The organism is Chryseobacterium angstadtii, assembly GCF_001045465.1.
GTDB lineage: Bacteria > Bacteroidota > Bacteroidia > Flavobacteriales > Weeksellaceae > Chryseobacterium > Chryseobacterium angstadtii.
Window position 1 is genome coordinate 896,654 of the sequence record NZ_LFND01000003.1, and the last position, 21,241, is coordinate 917,894.

21 protein-coding genes and 1 riboswitch are annotated in these 21,241 nt (G+C 37.2%); of the genes, 8 read left to right on the forward strand and 13 right to left on the reverse strand.

Annotated features, from left to right (window positions below; all coding sequences use genetic code 11):
• The first annotated feature begins 209 nt into the window (after window positions 1–209).
• The 5 genes from ACM46_RS11870 to ACM46_RS11890 all read left to right on the forward strand — a co-directional run bounded on the left by ACM46_RS11870 (window position 210) and on the right by ACM46_RS11890 (window position 7,538).
• The gene (locus tag ACM46_RS11870) at window positions 210–1,034 is read left to right on the forward strand and encodes a CvfB family protein (protein ID WP_048506843.1); all 825 of its coding nucleotides are present in this window, start codon (window positions 210–212) and stop codon (window positions 1,032–1,034) included.
• 197 nt (window positions 1,035–1,231) lie between these two features.
• Complete coding sequence (locus ACM46_RS11875) at window positions 1,232–1,825, forward strand: TetR/AcrR family transcriptional regulator (RefSeq protein ID WP_048506844.1); 594 nt, start codon at window positions 1,232–1,234, stop codon at window positions 1,823–1,825.
• Between the two features lie 96 nt (window positions 1,826–1,921).
• Window positions 1,922–3,274: a TolC family protein gene (locus ACM46_RS11880; RefSeq protein ID WP_048506845.1), complete on the forward strand. Its 1,353-nt coding sequence runs from the start codon at window positions 1,922–1,924 to the stop codon at window positions 3,272–3,274.
• 9 nt (window positions 3,275–3,283) lie between these two features.
• Complete coding sequence (locus tag ACM46_RS11885) at window positions 3,284–4,345, forward strand: efflux RND transporter periplasmic adaptor subunit (RefSeq protein WP_048506846.1); 1,062 nt, start codon at window positions 3,284–3,286, stop codon at window positions 4,343–4,345.
• Between the two features lie 7 nt (window positions 4,346–4,352).
• Complete coding sequence (locus tag ACM46_RS11890; protein WP_048506847.1) at window positions 4,353–7,538, forward strand: efflux RND transporter permease subunit; 3,186 nt, start codon at window positions 4,353–4,355, stop codon at window positions 7,536–7,538.
• A gap of 364 nt (window positions 7,539–7,902) precedes the next feature.
• On the opposite strand, the gene ACM46_RS11895 is transcribed toward ACM46_RS11890, so the two are convergent.
• The 4 genes from ACM46_RS11895 to metE all read right to left on the reverse strand — a co-directional run bounded on the left by ACM46_RS11895 (window position 7,903) and on the right by metE (window position 13,181).
• Window positions 7,903–8,349, reverse strand: coding sequence for a KTSC domain-containing protein (locus ACM46_RS11895; protein ID WP_048506848.1), 447 nt, complete (start codon window positions 8,347–8,349; stop codon window positions 7,903–7,905).
• Between the two features lie 192 nt (window positions 8,350–8,541).
• Window positions 8,542–9,321, reverse strand: a complete 780-nt coding sequence (locus tag ACM46_RS11900) for a hypothetical protein (RefSeq protein ID WP_048506849.1) — start codon at window positions 9,319–9,321, stop codon at window positions 8,542–8,544.
• 89 nt (window positions 9,322–9,410) lie between these two features.
• Window positions 9,411–10,490, reverse strand: a complete 1,080-nt coding sequence (locus ACM46_RS11905; protein ID WP_053082698.1) for a serine hydrolase — start codon at window positions 10,488–10,490, stop codon at window positions 9,411–9,413.
• 357 nt (window positions 10,491–10,847) lie between these two features.
• Window positions 10,848–13,181, reverse strand: coding sequence for a 5-methyltetrahydropteroyltriglutamate--homocysteine S-methyltransferase (metE, locus tag ACM46_RS11910; RefSeq protein ID WP_048506850.1), 2,334 nt, complete (start codon window positions 13,179–13,181; stop codon window positions 10,848–10,850).
• A 181-nt stretch (window positions 13,182–13,362) separates the two neighbouring features.
• Window positions 13,363–13,549: riboswitch (cobalamin riboswitch) on the reverse strand.
• Between the two features lie 154 nt (window positions 13,550–13,703).
• On the opposite strand from metE, the gene ACM46_RS11915 reads away from it, so the two are divergent.
• Window positions 13,704–14,165: an Lrp/AsnC family transcriptional regulator gene (locus ACM46_RS11915; protein WP_048506851.1), complete on the forward strand. Its 462-nt coding sequence runs from the start codon at window positions 13,704–13,706 to the stop codon at window positions 14,163–14,165.
• A gap of 102 nt (window positions 14,166–14,267) precedes the next feature.
• Here ACM46_RS11915 and ACM46_RS11920 read toward each other — a convergent pair whose 3' ends face one another.
• The 9 genes from ACM46_RS11920 to ACM46_RS11960 all read right to left on the reverse strand — a co-directional run bounded on the left by ACM46_RS11920 (window position 14,268) and on the right by ACM46_RS11960 (window position 20,205).
• The gene (locus ACM46_RS11920) at window positions 14,268–15,035 is read right to left on the reverse strand and encodes a hypothetical protein (RefSeq protein ID WP_048507158.1); all 768 of its coding nucleotides are present in this window, start codon (window positions 15,033–15,035) and stop codon (window positions 14,268–14,270) included.
• 119 nt (window positions 15,036–15,154) lie between these two features.
• Entirely contained in the window at window positions 15,155–15,541 is a 387-nt protein-coding gene (locus tag ACM46_RS23385; protein ID WP_048506852.1) for a VOC family protein, read from the reverse strand.
• Between the two features lie 39 nt (window positions 15,542–15,580).
• Window positions 15,581–16,039, reverse strand: a complete 459-nt coding sequence (locus ACM46_RS23390; protein ID WP_048506853.1) for a DUF2750 domain-containing protein — start codon at window positions 16,037–16,039, stop codon at window positions 15,581–15,583.
• Window positions 16,040–16,092: 53 nt separating this feature from the next.
• Entirely contained in the window at window positions 16,093–16,788 is a 696-nt protein-coding gene (locus tag ACM46_RS11935; RefSeq protein ID WP_048506854.1) for a hypothetical protein, read from the reverse strand.
• Between the two features lie 6 nt (window positions 16,789–16,794).
• Window positions 16,795–17,376 (reverse strand): GDP-mannose pyrophosphatase NudK, encoded by a 582-nt coding sequence (nudK, locus tag ACM46_RS11940; protein ID WP_048506855.1) that lies wholly within the window; start codon window positions 17,374–17,376, stop codon window positions 16,795–16,797.
• Window positions 17,377–17,403: 27 nt separating this feature from the next.
• Window positions 17,404–18,321, reverse strand: a complete 918-nt coding sequence (locus ACM46_RS11945) for a TIGR01777 family oxidoreductase (RefSeq protein ID WP_048506856.1) — start codon at window positions 18,319–18,321, stop codon at window positions 17,404–17,406.
• Between the two features lie 26 nt (window positions 18,322–18,347).
• Window positions 18,348–18,692: a hypothetical protein gene (locus ACM46_RS11950; RefSeq protein WP_048506857.1), complete on the reverse strand. Its 345-nt coding sequence runs from the start codon at window positions 18,690–18,692 to the stop codon at window positions 18,348–18,350.
• Between the two features lie 5 nt (window positions 18,693–18,697).
• Entirely contained in the window at window positions 18,698–19,300 is a 603-nt protein-coding gene (locus tag ACM46_RS11955) for an HPP family protein (protein ID WP_048506858.1), read from the reverse strand.
• Entirely contained in the window at window positions 19,300–20,205 is a 906-nt protein-coding gene (locus ACM46_RS11960) for an arginase family protein (RefSeq protein ID WP_048506859.1), read from the reverse strand. Before ACM46_RS11960 ends, ACM46_RS11955 begins: the two co-directional genes overlap by 1 nt.
• Before the next feature lie 172 nt (window positions 20,206–20,377).
• Here ACM46_RS11960 and ACM46_RS11965 point away from each other — a divergent pair, with 172 nt between their 5' ends.
• On the forward strand, window positions 20,378–20,710 hold the full coding sequence (locus ACM46_RS11965) for a single-stranded DNA-binding protein (RefSeq protein ID WP_048506860.1): 333 nt from the start codon (window positions 20,378–20,380) through the stop codon (window positions 20,708–20,710).
• 14 nt (window positions 20,711–20,724) lie between these two features.
• Entirely contained in the window at window positions 20,725–21,180 is a 456-nt protein-coding gene (locus ACM46_RS11970) for an HRDC domain-containing protein (protein ID WP_241486003.1), read from the forward strand.
• Window positions 21,181–21,241: the final 61 nt, after the last annotated feature.

Consider the following 21,241-nt stretch of genomic DNA (forward strand, 5'->3'; position numbering starts at 1 on the left):
AAGCTGAAAGAAATTCAAGCTTAGTTTAAGGTGATATAATAGGAAGATATCTCAGAATTAACTAAGAAATTGAGGTTTCTCTTTTTACATTCATTTTGGAAGGCTATACACGGGCTGGAGTGGTTTTTACCGGAACAACATTGAAATGGAAGGTAAAAGTCATGTAAAATCTTCAATTTTCCGTACCTTTGCAGCTAATTTTATATTCAATGCAACTCGGAAAAACCCAGACTTTAAAAATTTCAGATAAAAATTACTCAGGATGGATCCTGGTGGACGAATCAGGCGAGAAAGCTTTCCTGCCTAAGGTTTTCACCAGCGATGAAAAAGAAATTGATGATGATGTTGAAGTTTTTGTCTATCAGGATGACGGCAAATTAAAAGCAACCACTGAAATTCCTTTGGCTGAAGTAGGGGAGTATGCGGTAATGAGCTGTGTACAGAGTCTTCCGAGTGGAGCCTTCATGGATTGGGGTATCATAAAAGACCTTTTCATTCCTTACAAACAGCAGAAATCCAAGATTATTGAAGGAAAAAGATACCTGGTTTATCTGTATGTGGATGAAGATCTGGATCTGATCACAGGAACTACAAAATTCAAAAGAAATCCTCAATATCAGGATCTTCCTTTTCAAAAAGGCGATAAAGTAGATCTGCTCATGATGAATGAAAGTGAATTGGGCTGGAACGTGGTGGTTAATAAAAAGTATATCGGGCTTGTATATGCATCAGATGTATTCAAAAAACTGTATCCGTTATCAGAAGAAGGTGGTTATATAAAGGCAATCCGTGAAGATGGAAAGATTGATGTTTCCTTACAGCCTGAGGGTTTTGAAAATATAGATGAATTTAAACAGAAGATTCTGAATAAGCTGGAAGAAAACTACGGACTTCTTTATTTGTCCGATAAATCTTCTCCTGAAGAAATCAAAGATGAGCTTCAGATGAGCAAGAAGAATTTTAAAAAAGCACTCGGCGGACTTTATAAAGACAAAATCGTCGATATTTCAGAAGACAAAATAAAATTATTATAAAATTAAAAACGAGCAGAATTTTCTGCTCGTTTTTATTTTTCTACCTATTCTTTAGCAGAAACCATTTGCGCTATCTTTCTTATACTGAGCATCCAAAAACATGATGCATATCATAACAATTTTGTTTAATTATTTTGTTTAACAATTTTGTCAAAAACAGAATTTGATTTACATTTGCACAAAATTGTTTAACAATAATGTCAAATCAAGCGAAAAAAGACCAAACACAGGAATTGATCAAGGAGACAGCGAAGAATTTATTCTTTGTGAAAGGGAAGTTTGATGCTACTACCCAGGAGATCGCAGATGAAGCCGGAGTAAACAGAACCCTGATTAATTATTATTTCCGTTCCAGAGATAATCTTATTCAGATCATTTTTGATGAAGCTCAACGGGTGGAACAGGAAAAATCCAAGATCATCCAGAATGCAGATCTTCCTTTTAAAGTAAAGATCAGCAAATTCATAGAAAGTAGCCTTTCTACAAGTCTTCAGTACCCGTATCTGGAAACCTATATCGTTTCACAGATCAATAAGGGAAATTGTAATGAGAGAGAAATTGAAGAAGAAGTACTGCAAACTCTTTATAAAGACATCGAAAAAGAAATGGAGCTGGGAAATATTGAGAAAATGGCGCCCGTACAGTTTATTCTGAATATGGTTTCATTACTGGTATTCCCAAGTGCTGTAAGACCTCTATTTATGGAGAATCTGATGATCAGTGATGAAGAATATGATCAGATTATTTCAGAAAGAAAAGAAATCATTATCAATATGCTTTTCAAAAATTAAAAAAATGTTAAAGTATTTTATGAAATGATTCGTCCTTTAGAAACAAAAACATTGACGAGAAAAATTAAATTAAAAAAATAAACGAAGTATACAATTATGAAAAGAAAACGTATAACTGCTAACAAGCTAAAAATTGGGATAGCTGCAGCATTTATGATTTTCGGCTTTTCATCGGTATCTGCCCAGCAGCAGGTCTCTTTACAGGAGGCCATAAAGCAGGCACTGCAGAATAAAGCAGAAGCCAAAAAAGCAGCATTACAGATCAAAAAAGCTGAATATAAAATTGATGAGGCCAGAGCCGGGGCTTTGCCACAAATCACTGCCACTGCAGGCTTAACCTATAATCCCGTGATTCAGGAATCTTTACTTGAATTTGGTGGAGAGAGAATCAGAGCCCAATTGGGACAGCCATGGAGTTCTACAGCTTCTGTACAGCTTCAGCAGGCCTTGTTTGATCAAAGAGTTTTCACAGGTCTTAAAGCGGCAAAATCCACCAGAGAATTTTATGTTCTTAATGCCCAGCTTACCAACGAACAGATTATTGAAAATGTAGCAATAGCCTATTATCAGGTTTTTGTACAGGAAGAGAATCTTAAAACGGTAGAAGCGAGCTATGCCAATACAGAAAGAGTAAGAAATGTAATTAAAAGTCTGGTTGATAACGGACTGGCAAAAGCGATTGATCTGGACCGTACCAATGTACAGTTAACCAATATAGGTTCGAACAAGCAGCAGTTGATTAATTCCGTTGAACTTTCTAAAAATGCTTTGAAATTCTATATGGGAGTCTCTATCAGTACAGATATTGAGCTTGAAGAAAAAACGATCGAGCCTAAACCTGAACTGCTGGCAAGCAATGTAAATCTTGAGAATCGTACAGAGCTTAAAGTTTTAAACAAAAACAGAGAGCTTCTTCAGTTTAACAAAAAAGCTACCGAAGCCTATCTTTATCCTACAGTAAGCCTTACCGCCAACTATGGCTGGGCTGGTATGGGTAAAAAGTTTCCATTAACCAATGGCTTGAACAACGGAGTTCTTTGGAGTGATTACTCTGCGATAGGTCTGAACGTGAATGTTCCGATCTTTACCGGAGGAGCTACAAAAGCTAAAATTCAGCAGGCTGAAATTGATATTCAGGATCTTGATCAGGATATTCAGAATCAACAGCTGAGCCTGAGCTTAGATTATAAAAATGCCATTACGAATATGGAGAATTCTATCATCAATATTCAAAGCATGAAAGATAACGTTGAGCTTGCGGAAAGAGTACAGAAGAACACTCAGTCGAACTATCAGTATGGTTTGGCCACCCTTACGGAAGTACTTGATTCTGAAAACGCATTAACGCAGGCAAAACAGAATTATTCAAATGCTCTGTTGGATTACAAACAGGCTGAGATCAAATTAATTAAAGCTAAAGGAGAACTGAACACACTACAAAACTTATAATAAACTAAAATGAAAAAAACTTTAATATATATCATCGTAGCAGCGGTCTTAGTCGGTTTAGCGGCTTACAAGATTGCAGGTAATAAAGAAAAACAAACGAAGGAGGTTAAGGAAGTTGCCAAACAGGTAGACAAGATCAACGTAAATGTTGTAACGGTAAGCAGAGAAAATATCAATACGGATTACTCTGCAAACGGAACTTTCCTTCCTAAGCAGGAAATGAACCAGTCTTCTGAAATAGCCGGACGTATCGTAAGTGTTTTGGTGAAAGAAGGATCTAGAGTTGGGGCAGGGCAGGTTTTGGCAACTATTAAAAGAGATGCTATTGAGGTGGATGTAACCCAGGCTCAGAATAATTTACAGAATGCTATTATTGACAATCAGCGTTATGAAAATGCCTTTAAAACGGGAGGAGTTACCAAACAGCAGGTAGATAATTCAAGATTACAGCTTAAAAATGCACAGGCAGCGGTAAGAGCTCAGGGTGTAAGAGTAAACGATACCAGCATCCGTGCAGGGATCAGCGGTACGATCAATAAAAAAATGGTTGAACCGGGAACTGTAGTTTCAGTGGGGACTTCCATGTTTGAAATCGTAAATATCAACAGCCTGAAACTTTCTGTACTGGTGGACGAAAGCCAAATTGGAAAAATTCAGCTGGGTCAGGAAGTTCCGATCAATGTAAACGTATTGCCGGAAGATTCTTTCAGCGGAAGAATTACATTCATTGCTCCTAAAAGTGATGCTTCGCTTAATTTCCCTGTAGAAATTGAAGTACAGAACAGAGGAAACTTAAAGGCCGGTATGTATGCTACAGCGGTATTTAAAACGAATAACGGAGCAGAAACTCAAAATATATTAACTGTTCCTGCGGAAGCGTTTGTGAACGGAGTAAGTTCAGGTCAGTTATTCGTCGTTCAGAACGGGGTTGCCAAGCTTATCAAAGTGACTGTTGGAAAAGTATATGGCGATAAAGTTCAGGTATTAAGCGGACTGAATGGGGGTGAGCAGATCGTAACCAGCGGACAGATCAACCTTGACAACGGGTCTAAAGTGAATATCATAAAGTAGAAAGGGTATGAAATTAGCAGAAATATCGATTAAAAGACCCTCGTTAGTTATTGTATTATTTACAATTCTGACGCTGGGAGGTCTCCTGAGTTATTCACTCATGGGATACGAATTGATCCCGAAGTTTGAAACCAATATGGTAACCATTTCTACGGTATATCCGGGAGCTTCGCCTGCAGAGGTGGAAACCTCCGTTACCCGAAAGATTGAAGATGCCGTAGGGTCTTTGGAAAACGTAAAAAAAGTGGAATCTTCTTCCTACGAAAGTTTATCTGTAATCATGGTTCAGCTGAATGATGGGGCAGATGTAGACTATGCATTGAATGATGCTCAGAGAAAGGTAAATGCAATTCTGGCAGACCTTCCGGATGATGTAGATGCACCGTCACTGAATAAATTCTCATTAGATGATTTACCGATTATCACGATGAGTGTTGCATCTGATAAACTAAACAGTAAGGATCTTTATGACCTTTTAGATAAAAAGATTGAACCTATTTTCTCCCGTGTAAACGGTGTGGCGCAGGTAGATCTTGTAGGTGGGCAGGAAAGAGAAATCCAGGTGAATCTGGATGAGAAAAAATTACAGGGGTACGGGCTTTCAATAGCAGATGTACAACAGGCCATTCTTTCTTCCAACCTTGACTTCCCGACAGGTAGTTTGAAAACGAGAACTTCAAAATCTACGATCAGATTATCCGGAAAATATAAGTCTATTGAAGAAATGAACAACCTTGTTGTTTCCAATAAAAATGGAGCTCAGGTTCGTTTATCTGATATTGCAACGGTTTTCGACTCTCAGAAAGATGTTGAAAAAGTAGCGAGATTCAACCAGTTTCCTACGATCCTAATGCAGGTGAAAAAGCAGTCTGATGCCAATGCGGTGGCCGTATCTGAAAGTGTTCAGAAAACCATTGCAACCGTAGAAGCAACCTATAAAAATCAGGGAATTAAAGTAAAAGTGGTAAACGATACTACAGACTTTACCCTGGAATCTGCCAACCACGTTATTTTCGACTTATTCCTGGCGATTATTCTTGTGGCCATTGTGATGTTATTATTCCTTCACAGTATCAGAAATGCATTTATTGTAATGGTTTCTATCCCGGCTTCATTGGTTGCAGCATTCATTGGAATGAATCTGATGGGGTATACTTTGAACTTAATGAGTTTACTGGGACTATCGCTTGTGGTAGGTATTCTTGTGGATGACGCGATTGTGGTACTGGAAAACATTTACCGTCACATGGAGATGGGTAAAAGTAAAATCAGAGCCGCCTATGACGGAGCTTCGGAAATCGGATTTACGGTGGCGGCAATTACGTTGGTAATTGTGGTGGTATTCTTACCGATTGCGATGAGTTCAGGTCTGGTAGCGAACATCCTGGCACAGTTCTGCGTCACGGTGGTTATTGCTACTTTACTTTCATTGCTTGCTTCATTCACCATTATCCCTTGGCTATCATCCAGATTTGGTAAGCTGGAGCACTTAACAGGAAAAAACTGGTTCGAGAAATTTATCCTTTGGTTTGAAGGAATCATTGAAAAATTCACGCATTGGATCACAGATATCCTTGAATGGTGTCTTAAATCTACGTTAAGAAGAATTTCAACAGTTATTATCACGTTTGTTGTATTGATCGCTTCATTTATGCTGGTAGCATTCGGTTTCATTGGTGGTGAATTCTTCCCTCCGATAGACCGTGGACAGTTCCTTGTTCAGATGGAATTATCAAAAGATGCTACGGTTGAAAAAACAAACCAATTGACACTAGATGTTGAGAAGTTTTTAAGAAACGATAAAGATGTTGTTGATTTGATTACAACAGTAGGTCAGCAATCTACCGGATTTGGTGGAGCTCAGGCTACAACTTATCAGTCTGAGGTTCAGGTAAACCTTACAGATAAGTCTGAACGTGCTGAAAGTACCAACATCAAAGCAGCAAAGATCAAAAGAGCTTTAGAGGAGAAATTCACAGGAGTTGAATTTAAGACTGCTCCAATCGGTATCATGGGGGCAGAGAATGCACCGATCGAAATGGTAGTAACAGCTCCGGATAACGCGACGGCAGTAAAAGAAGCAACAAGAATTCTGGAATTATTGAAGAAAGTTCCGGGAGCAGTAGATGCTGAATTGTCAACAGATACAGGTAACCCTGAAGTTCAGGTGAGCATCGACAGAGATAAAATGGCTTCTTTAGGCTTAAACCTTTCAAGTGTAGGACAAACGATGCAGACTGCATTCAACGGAAATACAGACGGAAAATACAGAGCCGGAGAATATGAATATGATATTAATATCCGTTTTGGTGATGCAAACAGACAGTCAATTGATGATGTTAAAAACCTGATGTTTACCAATCCTCAGGGAGAGCAGGTTCGTCTGAGCCAGTTTGCAGATGTAAAAATGGGTTCAGGACCGAGTTTGCTTGAACGTAGAGATAAATCACCATCTGTAAAAGTAAGAGCAAAAGCAGTAGGTAGACCTGTGGGTGACGTAGCTAATGAATGGGCCAACCAATTCAAAGACAGCAAAAATAAACCTGCCGGAGTAGATTATATCTGGAGTGGTGATATGGAAAACCAGCAGGAAGGTTTCGGTACGTTAGGAATTGCTTTATTGGCGGCTATCGTATTGGTATACCTGGTAATGGTTTCATTGTATGACAGTTTTGTATATCCGTTTGTGGTATTGTTCTCAATTCCGTTGGCTATGATTGGAGTAATGGTCATTCTTGCCTTAACTGCCAATTCATTGAACATCTTTACTATGTTAGGTATGATTATGTTGATTGGTCTTGTTGCTAAAAACGCAATCTTGATTGTCGACTTTACCAATGCCAGAAAAGCGGCAGGAGCGAATACTCATGATGCATTGATACAGGCCAACCACGCTCGTCTTCGTCCGATCCTTATGACCACGATCGCGATGATCTTTGGTATGCTTCCAATCGCATTGGCAACGGGAGCAGGAGCAGAGATGAACAAAGGTCTTGCATGGGTGGTTATCGGTGGTTTGACATCGTCTCTATTCCTTACTTTGATTATCGTACCGGTAGTATACTCGCTGTTTGATTCCATCCTAAGAAGAATGGGTAAACATGAGAAAGTAGACTATGAAGCCGAAATGAAAGCCGACTATGTACACAAAGAACTAAGTGAAGACGGATTTACGCCGAAACACGTAGACTAAAATAACAACCTTAATTAACCTAAAAGCGCGTCAGATTTCTGATGCGCTTTTTTTGTCTTATATTTCCTATTTTCTATGTTTTCTTCAACGCAAAGATTAATCTTAAAACTGCGTATTCAAGATTTGCAAAGGTTGAATCAATTTCCTTGATTTGAATAAGCGGGCGCTGTATTCATAAAGCTTCATCCGCGATTTTTATCGTCCTCTTTGTATTCCTGAAGTAAAACCTAATTTTTGTAAAGCTCTGCGTTTAAAAAAAATCACAAAAAGTTTGAATACTTTGTTCGCTCCAATCATTGTTTTTTTAATGAACAAAGGCTTCCAGAGTAACCTGAAAGCCTTTATTTATATTGTATGTACAGAATTAATCTACCATCGCCTCACCGGCTTTTCTGTAGATAAAACTTCCGTAAATGTGTCTTCTTGCAAAACGGCTTGGCGAATCGGCATTAACCATTTTGATATAGATGTTTTTTGGAACTCCGATATATTCGTACATATTTCCATTCAGGTGCTGAACTTTCAAAACCGCCTTTTCAAGATAAAAATCCTGAATATTTGATTTTGTAATCGTTTCCGTATATTCTTCTTTATATTTTTCCTGTGTTTCCTGGTTAATGCTTACCAAAAAGTGGTACGCTTCAATTACAGCCTTACTTTTTTCTTCTGCTTCCAGTTTCCCAGCTTCGTCATCAATAAATTTATCAGGATGCGAATCTTTCATCGTATTTCTGTAAATAGTCTTTAATTCCTTTAAAGTAACGGTCTTATCAACATTAAGAAGCTTTCTGTATTCGCCTAATTTTTTCATAACTGTAAATCCTTATTTTCGGAGTGCAAAATTAAGGAATTTAATTTGAAAAATCGTAAGTTATTCATTATTAATTTATTTGAAGGTTTTGGGGAGGGTGTCTTTGTAAACTCTCTTTGTTTACATATGAGATAAATGATTGATAACTAAAGATAAAAATATAAAGTGCATAAGACTGTGGATTGGTTTTTATTATTCTTTTTCATAAACAGTCGCAATAAATTTTGCAGGAACCCATTTCCCTTTTTTGCTGTTTTTTTCTTTTAGATCTGTAAAAAGAAAATAAGGGCCTTCTACTGTTATAGTATACTGATCCCTGTTTTTCATATTAAACTCATCAAGTTTATAAGAGATACTAAACTTTTTTTCCTTAACAATTTTTTCAATTTGTGGCCTTAGATATTCATCAATAGCTTTAGGGTGGGGAAAGGTTTCGTTTTTAGGAAACTGTAATTCAAATGACCCTTCATAAACAAAAATTGGTTTATTTACGTATAGAGTTTTTTCCTGTTTTAATATTTCAGCATTGAATTTGCTGAATTCTTTTTCATTTTTAAACTCCTTTTCATACCATATGTACTTGAAAAAATACTTTTTTGAAAGATTATCTACAATTGAAATATCAAACTGTCGGCTAGATCCATTAATATTAATATTAGTAAACTTAGGACTTATAGACCACCTGTTAATCACTTTGTTGCCTTTCGTTAAAATAATTGAAAAATTATTTTGCTCACTTATATTTTTTGTAGGTTCCGCATACTCAACAGATTCTATTAGTGAATCAATCACTTTTTTATCAGTAATTAAAAAATTGTATTTTTCATAACTCTTGTTTTTATCCCATTTAGGATACATACCTATTATTTTGACAGAATCTGTATCAGTTAAATTATCAGATTTAAAAAGTTTATTTTGACCGTGAACAATTTGGCTTAATGCTAAAATAATGAACAGAATGGTTTTCTTCATTTTATCTTGAACTATAGATTGATTGTAATTAAATTTATTTCCATGAAAATATTGATAAAGATTGGCTTCTAATTCTCTACCTTCAGAAATTATATTGTTTTCTTCATCTCAATCTCCACAACTTTCTTCCCATCCTCACCCAGATACTCCGTTAAAAGCTTCTCAAAGACTTTATAACCGTCATCAACATTTGTGAAAATAACAATTCCGTCCTTTGTTTTTGGGAGAAGAAAGAAAATGGCTTGTACTCCTTTATCAGATCCTCCGTGAGAAAGTGCAATATTTCCATCTCCCAAATTGTAGATTTCAAGACCCAATCCAAAAGATTTGTCCTTTTTAGTCACTACCTGACCGGATGTCATATCATCAAAAACCTTTTTAGAAAGTCCTTTGCTGTTCATAACGCTAATTAAGAACTGACTGTAATCTGATACTGTGGTGATGAGATCATCAGCTGCGTTGGGGGTTGTTGTTTTTACGGTTTGGTATTGTTTCCCTTCTTTGTCATAACCTTCTGAGAAGCGTAAGGCATCTTTCTTCTCATTCCAGATATAGGAAGTGTCTTTCAATTGTAATGGCTGAAAAACAAGTTCTTCGGCAAGCTGTTGTAATGTTTTACCGAATTTCTTTTCCAGTGCTTTTCTCAGGTATTCAAAACCTTCCCCTGAATATTGGTATTTTGTTCCCGGATCAAACTGAAAGTTGAGTTTATTATCAGCATTCATCCATCGCCAGTTGGGAAAACCAGTTTGATGGCTCAGAACCATTCTTGTGGTCAGTTTTTTACTTCTGGGATCACTTGCAACATCAGGATCTGTCCAATAATTACTGAGAGGTTCATCCAGGTTCCATTGGCCCGCACTTACTAATTTTAGAGTAATGATGGCTGTTACGGGTTTAGTGAGTGAAGCTACATTAAACAGAGTATTGTCAGGCGCAGGATTTCCTTTTCGCTGTTCTCCATATACTTTGGCCTTTTCAAGCTTACCATTTTTGATAATACCTAATCCTACGTTGGGAATCTTATTTTCCTTCATCCATTGTTCAAAAGCTTTGTCTTTGTCGGTTTGAGAAATCAGGCTTTTCTGTTGCTCAGATTTTCTTTCCGTTTGTGCGTATAAAAAAGATGTAGCAATACAAAAGCTTATGGTAAGAATAGATTTTCTCATTATAATTGATGGTTTAATGCGATATCAAAACTACGGTAATTTTTATTGGAAAAGGATATTATTTTCGGCTAAAGCCATAAGAATAATTTTACTTTTTGATAATGGGCTAAAGCCCATTTCTATTGAATAAAATGTCCACCAAAAATTTCCTCATCATCATTAAATCAACTTGAAAAATTGATTCCTCTTTGCGTTCCTTAAATCTTCCACTATATAAGATAAACGTTGTATAAAGAAATCAACCATCCAAAAATTCAATAGGATCGGGCTTTAGCCCGATTATTATAATGAAAATAATGAAAACGGCTTCAGCCAAAATAAAAAAGCAGGAGTTTTGCTCCTGCTTAATAATTACAATTAATGATTTTTTAGCTTTTCTTCCGTTACATACGTGCTGGCAGCTTCCCTCGAGGCTTCTACCATAGCTATCAGTGCTTTTTCGGTTTCATCCCAATGACGGGTTTTCAATCCGCAGTCCGGATTTACCCAAAGCTGTTGTGCCGGAATTACTGCCTGTGCTTTTTTCAGCAGATGAATCATCTCTTCTTTTGATGGAACTCTTGGGGAGTGGATATCATAAACCCCAGGACCAATTTCATTCGGATATTTGAAATCGGCGAAGGCCTGAAGCAGCTCCATCTGGCTTCTGGAGCATTCTATGGTGATCACATCGGCATCCATATCGGCAATATTATGAATAATGTCATTGAATTCGGAATAACACATATGTGTGTGAATCTGCGTAGTGTCTTGAACTCCTGAAGCAGATATTCTGAACGCTTCAACGGCCCATTCAAGGTATTGCTGCCATTCGGATTTTCTGAGAGGAAGACCTTCTCTGATGGCGGGCTCATCAATCTGAATAATTCTGATTCCAGCTTTTTCCAAATCATTGACTTCATCACGGATAGCCAATGCAATCTGTTTACAGGTGACAGAACGCGGCTGATCATCACGTACAAAAGACCATTGCAGAATAGTGACAGGCCCGGTAAGCATTCCTTTTACCCACTTTTGAGTAAGGGATTGAGCATATTGAGACCAGTAAACAGTCATTGGGTGAGGGCGGTGAACATCACCATAGATAACCGGAGGTTTTACACAACGGCTTCCGTAGCTCTGAACCCATCCGTTTTGAGTAAAAGCAAACCCGGAAAGCTGTTCTCCGAAATATTCCACCATGTCATTACGTTCAAATTCTCCATGAACCAGGACATCGATGCCAATTTCTTCCTGCCAGCGGATGGTTCTCTCGGTTTCTTTTTTTAGCAGATCATCGTATTGTTCGGCAGTAAGTTCTCCTTTTTTGAATTTTGATCTCCAGGTTCTTACTTCCTGGGTCTGAGGAAATGAACCGATGGTAGTCGTTGGAAACAACGGAAGTTGCAGAACTTTATGCTGATCTTCTTTTCTTATACTGAAAGGGCTGTTTCTTTTGGCATCATCTTCGGTGGTTACTTCTACGCGGTCTTTTACACCCTGATTGTGGATGAGTGATGATATTCTGCGGTTATCAAGTGCTTTTTTATTTTCTGCAAACTGCTGAAGAGCCTGATAATCTGCTTTTCCGGAAGCCAGTTTTTTTAATGCTGTAATTTCATAGACTTTTTGTTTCGCGAAAGCCAGCCACTGTTTGATTTCCGGAGATAATGTTTGTTCATTCGTTTCCAGATCAAGATCGAAAGGAGAGTGGAGAAGAGAGCAGGATGGAGCAACGAAAACCCTCTCAGAACCTATAGTGCTTACTGTTTTTTCAATAAAATCCAGTGATTTTTCAAAATTATTTTTCCAGATATTCCTTCCGTCTACAATACCTAAAGAAAGACTCATGGTTTGTGGAATGGCGCTGAGAACCTCATCAAGCTGTTCAGGGCAGCGTACCAGATCAATATGCAGAACATTGGCAGGTAAAGAAACAGCGAGTGAAAGGTTATCCTTTAATCCTTCAAAGTAAGTTGCAAGGATCAGTTTAAGATTTGGGAATTGTTTTCTGATTTCTTGATAAACAGACGCATAGACTGCTTTTGCTTTTTCACTAAGATCGAGCCCCAGGAAAGGTTCATCAAACTGAATCCATTCCGCACCATGGTTCTCAAGCTCTTTTAAGATCTCAATATAAACAGGAAGCAGATTTTCTGCTAAATCCAGTTTATCAAATCCTTCTTCTTTCTCTTTTCCAAGCAGAAGATAGGTAAGAGGGCCTATGATAACAGGTTTTGCATTTATTCCGGCCTGTTTTGCACTGATGAATTCGTTGATGATTTTTTTGGAGAAGTATTTAAACTCCTGGTTCTTTTGAAATTCCGGAACAATATAATGATAATTGGTATCAAACCATTTGGTCATTTCCATAGCGGTAATGTCAAGACCTTCCTTTTGATAACCTCTTGCCATGGCAAAATACAGATCCAGTTCGGATGTGGATACTCTGGAAGCAATTTCCTGGTAACGTTCAGGAATGGCTCCTACAGTTAGGGTCATATCCAAAACCTGATCGTAATAGGAGAAATCATTACACGGAATAAGATCAATTCCTGCTTCCTGCTGTAATTTCCAGTTCTGAAGACAGATATTTTTTCCGGTTTCCAGAAGATGGGTTAATGATGTTTTACCTGCCCAATATTGCTCGCAGGCTTTTTTGAGTTCTCTGTGGCTGCCAATACGCGGGCTGCCTAGAATGTGCGTTTGCATGTTCTTCAACTTTTAAATTAAACATTAGATTTTAAAAGCTCTTTTAGAATGCTCCGCAATGCTGTCAGGAAAGAATTTTAAGGAAATGGGGAGATACAATAAGGACGTAATTTCGCCTGTAAAAGGGCAGTTTGTTCAAAAAGTATCATCTGTAAGACCTGAAGCTTCATACCGCGAAAGCATTGTCCATTCAGAATAGGCAGGTCTCCTGGCTTGTAACAGTTTTTATCATCCTTCCCGCTTTTTGGCAGTGGATATGCTGGGATAAAAACCTTTGGTGGGTTACTTACAGTTGCGCGACAGCTCGTGATTTTCACACGATTCCCTATTAATCTACGTTAAGTAAAACCTCTTCTGTATGATGAAGTATGTTAAAGAGCAAAACTTGGGATAAAGATATTCAATAAAGTGGTTTGGTCGGTTAAATTTGAAAAATTAAGATTAATATTTGGTTTGTTGTTGATTTTTAAGTTAATTATTCTGTAAATTTGAAAAATATAACTTAGAAAAGAATATTATTCTGTGGAAAGACTTGACGAAAAGGATCTTCAGTTGCTGAGAATCCTGCAAAAAAACGCGAAACTGACTGTGAAGGAGCTTGCAAAAGAAGTTAACCTTTCGCCATCACCTGTTTTTGAAAGGATGAAAAGACTCGAAAACGATGGATATATCAAGCATTATGCTGCCGTTTTAGAAGCTGAGAAACTCAACCGGGGATTTACTGTTTTTTGCCAGATCAAGCTTAAAATTCATGACCGTTCGGTGGGAAACCAGTTTGTAGAAGAAATTTTGCAGATTGATGAAGTGGCTGAATGCTATAATATTTCCGGAGATTACGATTTTCTTCTCAAAGTTCAGGTAAGGGATATGAAGCATTATCAGGATTTTGTGTTCAACAAATTAGGGTCGGTAGATTCTATCGGAAGTGCACACAGTACTTTTGTGATGGCTGAAGTGAAAAACACCCACGGAGTAAACATTTAACCTGAATTCAGACTCTCTGGAAATAAAAAAAGCAGTACTCCAACGAATACTGCCATTATAATAATCTTTAAATTTTTCAATTTTCAATCTTTAAATCAAGGATTAAGGCTCATCACAATCCTGTTTCAGCTTTGCAAAAATCTGATCAAATTTTTCATAGAGTGTTCCTTCATCATTCGGATCGGGTCTGAAACTTTCGTTAGCACAGTTGTAGAAACCAAAACCAACCAGTTGAATCAGAGCGTAATCATCTTTCCTCGGATCGTTGAACTGGGCATTAAATTTATCTATTACTGATTGTGGACTCGCATTGTTTTTACTTTTGGTCTCAACAAAATTTTTCCAAAGAGTGTACATTTTCTGTTTGTCGGGTGAAGAAACGGCATCAATATATTCTTTACAGGTACCGTAGAATTGACTGTTTTTTAACGAAGCGGGATCTGAATAAGCAATAAGATCTTCTTTTTTCAGCTGATATTCATTTTCAAAAATCCGGATAGTTTCCTGATGGAGGTTTTTCCATTCCGGAAGATTGATTACCTGTATGCCATACAACTCTTTTTTCTTTTCCTGATACTGCTTTTCCAGCTGTTGCAGGTAGATGTTTTTATTTTTTCGGACATCATCCACATCAGAAAGTTTAAAAACAGTATGGTTGTCAAACAGAGCACCGTTGAATTGATAAAGAAGCTGGTAAACCCCATCTATTTCTTCTTTTTTGTATTTTCCGGCGTCAAAATATCCTTTATTGTCGCAGTTGAAAGTCTGGTACGTATACAATACCAGGTTATTATTGGTCTTCGTTGTTTTTTTCTGTCCCCAGACTATTACAGAAAGGGCGAGCGAAAAAGTAAATAGTATTTTTTTCATATTTTTTGGTGAATCATCATTTTCTGAAAAGACTTTTTGAATGGTTACAAAATTAATATTTAGATTTAAAACAAAAAGAAGAAAATCTATATTTGAAAATGATTTTTGAATCTTTAAAATCAAATCCCGAAATAATTACTTACTTCTATAAGGTTCATATCGGGATCCCGGAAATAAACTGATTTTATTTTTCCTACAGCACCCGTTCTTTCTACAATGCCGTCGATAATTTCAATGTTTTTCAGTTTCAGTTCTTCCAGAACCTGATGGATTTCAGTTTTCGCGATAAAACACAGATCGGCAGAGCCGCAGGTGGGTTGATCTGCCTTCGGTTCAAATTCATGGTTTTTCTGATGAAGATTGATTTTTTGGTTCCCGAATACCAATGCTTTTCTACCTTCCCCAAATATGACGGCCTGAAATCCCAGAACAGAAGTGTAAAATTCTATAGTTGTATCAATATCGGCCACTGTAAGCACGATGTGATCTATACTTTGAATTTCCATGCTTTTTATAAATATTTTTAATGAACTTTTCTTAATTTTTTAACTGTTCAAAACTTCTTTGATCTGTTTTTGCATATCATCAAAACTTTCAAACTTTCGTAAAGGGAAATTTTTCTCCGTTTTTTTAAGCACTTCTAAAATATCGAGAACCAGTTCCAAAGGCTCAGCTTCATAACCGAACAAGTTAGAGTCGAAATTGGTTCCTGCAACGATGCCGTCATTATTCATTCCCAGGCACCAGTTTTCTATAAAATCGCTGAGAGGGATAGTTGAAACTTTATACCCGATCCATTCATCATTTATGCATGATTTTGCCCTTGCCTCATCAGACCAGAAGCAAATGATCTGTACAGGTTCGCCGTCTTCATATTCAAGTTCGTTGGAGTAGGAGACAGCAAATCCGTTTTCATCTTCCAAAGCATAAACAACTTCTGTTTCACTCACTTTTTTTATAAAATCTTTGTGGCGGTTTTCCACTGTAATATGATCCTGTAGCATTTTAAATTTTTTTTATAGATTTCTGCAATTTTATAAGCCGTTTGTCAGCATTTCTACTGATGTAATTTCAATGATTGATGATTGTAGATATATTGAGTATTATTATTATTTTTAATGATAATATCTTCATTTCCCGGTTTCAGAACCAGTGAGTCTGCATTGAAAGTAAAAATGATTTCATCTTTTGATTCTTTAATCTTTAAGATATCGGTTAAACTTTTCTCCTCATTGTTGGGTTCAATATCCAGATTTCCAATATGTTTTATTGTTCCGCTTTGTAATAAATAAGCATCCCCGCCAAAAAAATACTCAAAGGCCTGCTGGCAGACGATAATGATATTTCCGTTTTGGTTGTTTTTATAAAAATGAGGCTCATAAAGATAAGCTTCCCCTGATCCTTGCGATGTGTAGATGATTTGGTTTTTATTATTCAGCAATAAAAGTCTTTTTCCAAAGTTTTCTTCCGTATCTGGTAATGTAATTTTTCCATCCAAAGCAGAATAACTTCCCACTGCAATTGTATTTTCTCCGATAGAAAATGCCTTCGAAACATCAAATCCGCTGATTTTTAAATTAGAGATGGTTTTGGGCTTAAACTCCATATATAAAGCATCTTTTACCGTTTTGGATTTAATTGTGTCCGTTCCTTCCTCTTTTACCGATACCTCATTTATTGGAGGATCTTTCGGAAGTTCTTTTTTACATGAAACCAAACTGAGTAAAGCGATTGCAGGAAAAAGGTTTTTCATATTTTTCTATACAATATTGTTGATTCTTAAATGCTGCAGGAGCATAATGGTTTTGGCATCCATAATTTCTCCGTTTCCGGTCATGGCAAGTGCTTTGTCAAATGGAAGTTCCAGAACTTCAATGTTTTCGCCTTCTTCTTCAAGGCCGCCGCCGTCTGTAATCTTCATTTCATTTGAATATTCTGCAATGAAAAAATGAAGAATCTCTGTTACAGATCCCGGCGACATATAAGCTTCGAATACCTTTTCTACTTTTGAGATTTTGTAGCCGGTTTCTTCTTCCGTTTCTCTTTTGATGCATTCTTCAGGATTATCATTGTCCAGCAGGCCGGCACAGGCCTCAATAAGCATTCCTGATGTATTTCCATTGATGAAAGTCGGCAGTCTGAACTGTCTGGTCAGGATTACGGTTCCTGAAGTGGTGTTATAGAGAAGAATAACAGCGCCGTTTCCTCTGTCGTAGGCTTCTCTGCTTTGGGTTTCCGTAGTTCCGTCTTTCTTGGCAATGGTGTAGGTGACTTTATTTAAAGTATACCAGTTGTCTGAAAGAATTTCTGTTTTTATGATTTTAATATCTGGTGTGTGCATAAATGAATTGAATCTTTTAATAGTATTTTATTTTGTTCGATGTAGAATTAATAAATCTTCCAGAGCTTTTCTGAGATCCGGAAATTTAAACTGAAATCCTGTGTCCTGAATTTTTTGTGAAGAAGCTCTTGATCCTTCCAGTAAAGCATCTGCAAGCTCTCCGAATATAAGTTTTAAAACGAAAGCCGGAATATTAGGCATAAAAAGAGGTTTATTCATGACTTCAGCAATTTTCTTCGTTAAATTTTCATTGGTGGTATGTTGAGGAGAAACGGCATTATAAGCCTCATTCATAGCTGGGTTTTTCAAAGCGGCTTCATAAATGGAACAGATATCTTCGATGTGAATCCATGGCATATATTGTTTTCCGCTTCCCAAAGCAGATCCAATCCCGTATTGTATGGTAGGACCCATTTTTTTCAACGCTCCGTCTTCTTTGGAAAGAACTACTGCCGTGCGTATTTTAACCACTCTATCAGCAAGGTTTTGTTCTTTGAAGTCATCTGCAGCTTTTTCCCATAAAACCACAACTTCACTCAGAAAATCATTTCCCGGAGGATCATTTTCCGTATAAATTTTATCGGTAGTGACTGTTCCGTAATAATTGATCCCTGATGCTGAGATAAAAGATTTAAGCTGTATGTTTTTCTTTTTTAAGGTTTTCAAAAGAAGCCCGGCCGAATCTACGCGGCTGGATATAAGTTCTTTTTTTCTTTCCGGAGTCCATCTTTTCTCAGAAATATTGGCGCCCGCAAGATGAATGATGTGGGAGACCTGATCAAAAGCAGATTCATCAATGGTTCCTTTTTGGATATCCCATTCAAAATCACGGTCATGTTTTTTCTTTCGGGTCAGAAATCTTACGGTATATTCGTTTTCAATTTTTTTAGCCAGTTCACGGGCGATCATACCTCCGGCACCGGTTATCAGAACGATTTCTTTCATACTTTTATGTTTAAGGTTAAAAGTTTCTATGCCTGATTTTTTACAATTAGAACATAATCATCTTCCAGAAATTTATAGCCGTAATCATAAATAAATCTATATTCAGAGCCATTTTTATACACTTTCAGATTGGTAAAATATTCGAAATCAAAACCCAGACCGTTCATCCTTGATTTGGCGATTTTAGCTTTTCCGTCTGTATTCAGTTCCAAAAGGATGCGGTAATTCTTACGGAGTTTGTTGTTAACGTTCCGCATCAGATTGGAAGAATCCTTATTCTGCTTATTGTTGTAGGCATTCCGGCAGGCATCATTGCAGAATTTCTTATCCGCCCTTCCGATAATTTTTTCGCCGCATTCGAGACAGTTCATGTTTTTTATTTTTTCATTTTGTGTGGATGCTCATGTTTTTTTCTCAACAGCCTTTTAAATCTGCTGTGGGAAGGGTAGCTTCGGTTTGGAGTCATATTATTGAACAGCAAAGCAGCAAGGAGGAGAATAATACAACCTGATAAAACAGGCGAGAGAACATACCAGTATCCCAGTTCCGGAATTTTTCCAACAGAACTCACAGCAATCAGAGCCGTTGCTCCGCCGGGCGGATGCAGGGTTTTGGTATATTGCATAAGAACGATGGAAAAAGCTACAGCTAGAGGAGCAGAAAGCCAGATAATATCAGGAACAATCTTGTAAACGGTTACCCCAACAATAGCGGAGATCACATGTCCTCCGACTAAATTTCTGGGCTGGGCCAAAGGACTCTGGATAGCACCATAAATCAGCACACTGGAGGCACCGAAAGATCCTATCAGAAATATATTTTCAGTAGCTGATACGGAATGGGACTGGATAAAAGCAATAATTCCAATTCCGACGAAAGCTCCCAGAAATGACCAGAAATGTTCTTTATAATCAACCAGAGTTTCTTTGTAGATCACATATTTGGATACCCTGAACGTTCTTTTTATAGTCTTCTTCATTAATCTTCTTTATTTTTTATAATTTGAATTAAGTTTTTTATAAACATCTGAGTAAAGGTTCCGCTTTCATCATAATCGGGATCCAGGATAGTGATTTCTATTCCAAAACATGAGGGAGAATGAACCAGAGGTACCAAAATTTCTCTGAGATTTTCATAATCAATACCTGCTTCCATTCTGCTGTCTACTGCAGGCATAAGTTCATCTTTCAGAACATCTACGTCAAAATGAATGAAAAACCCGTCAAGGGATTTACTGTCGATCATCTTTAGAAAGTCGTCTTCAGTTTTTCGAAAGCCGTTTTTTCTCAGTTGATACAGATCAAAATAATGAATATCGGAATCCACGATTTGTTGAACATATTCTTTATCATCGGTTTCTGCATTTCCCACACAGAAAATGTTTTCTTCTTTAAAATAAGGTTGAAGTCCCTGAAGATTGGTTAATTTCTCAGGTCCGGTTCCGGTAATAATAGCCAAATCCATTCCTGCTGCTGCAGAGGTAGAAGAAAGGTGAGGTGGAATAAAATCAGTATGCCCATCCAGATAAAATAATCCGAAATTTCCCAGTTTTTTTAAAGCGAGAGCAGTTCCGATCAGAATACTGCAGTCACCTCCAAGCATGATGCTGAAACTATTTTTTTCATGATTATCCAGGATGAGATTTGCCTGTTTTTGGGCATATTCAACAATAATATCAGCATTTAAAACACCCGATTCCTGATCCAGGTTCATAGAATACTTCGGGGTGTCTAATCTGAAAACATCTGTAGGACTAATTTCCTGATGAAAACCCAACTTTCTGAGCCAGTCCGGCAGTTTTTTGACACCAGGTTCAGTTTCATGATCCTTTTTCTTCAGTCCTAAATTAAAAGGAAACTCAAAAATTTGGATGGCTTTCTTCATAGGTGATGTTTCATCAAAGATACGGAATTATCCGTTTGCAAACGACTACAAACGAATTTAAATAGTTTATAACCGACTAAGGTGGGGCAAGGTTTCCATCTTTGCTACAGAGATTTGAGAAACACAGTGAACGTCTCATATCTGAATTATTAATCTTAAAAATTTTAAAGCTATGTCACTAAGAAACAAAGTAACACTTATTGGTTACACAGGAAAAGAAGTTGAAACCGTAAATTTTGAAAGCGGAAGTATAAAAGCAAGTGTGTCTTTGGCCACCAGCGATCATTATACGAATGCAAAAGGAGAGAAAGTGGAAGAAACACAATGGCACAATCTTATTGCCTTTGGAAAAACGGCTGAGATCCTTCAAAAGTATGTCCCAAAAGGAAAAGAAATTGCTGTGGAAGGAAAGCTTACCTACAGATCTTACGATGATAAAGATGGGGTGAAGCGGTACATTACAGAGATCAGAGTAGACGAAATTCTTCTTTTGGGAGGTAAATAATAGTAAAAACACAGATGATGAAAGTAAAAGTTTTTAAAATTCGGCTTCCCAAAGAGTTTCTCTATCAGGATCAGAAAATGTTGGATGATTTTCTGGAAGTGAACGAAATTATAAAAGTGGAAACCGCTTTTGTAAATGATGAATGTTATTGGTCCGTCATTCTATATTTTGAAGAGCTGAAAACAGCCAAAAATATAGTGAAAGAATCAAAGGCAGTGAAATATTCTGCAGACAATGATATTTTAAACTCCGATGAAGAGAAAATTTTAGATGCCCTGAAATACTGGAGATCTGAGAAGGCTAAGGAACAGGATCTCCCCACTTATTTTATCGCGAGCAATAAAGAGCTGATGTCTGTCGCCAAATATAAACCTGCTAAAAAAGAAGAGCTATTGGAGATCAAAGGTTTCGGGAAACATAAAATTGAAAATTATGGTGAAGAGATTCTTGAAATCCTGGAAAGTGTCTGATTTTTCGGATTGAAAGATAACTAAGCATTGAAAGCTGAGGAAAAAATACTCCTCAGCTTTT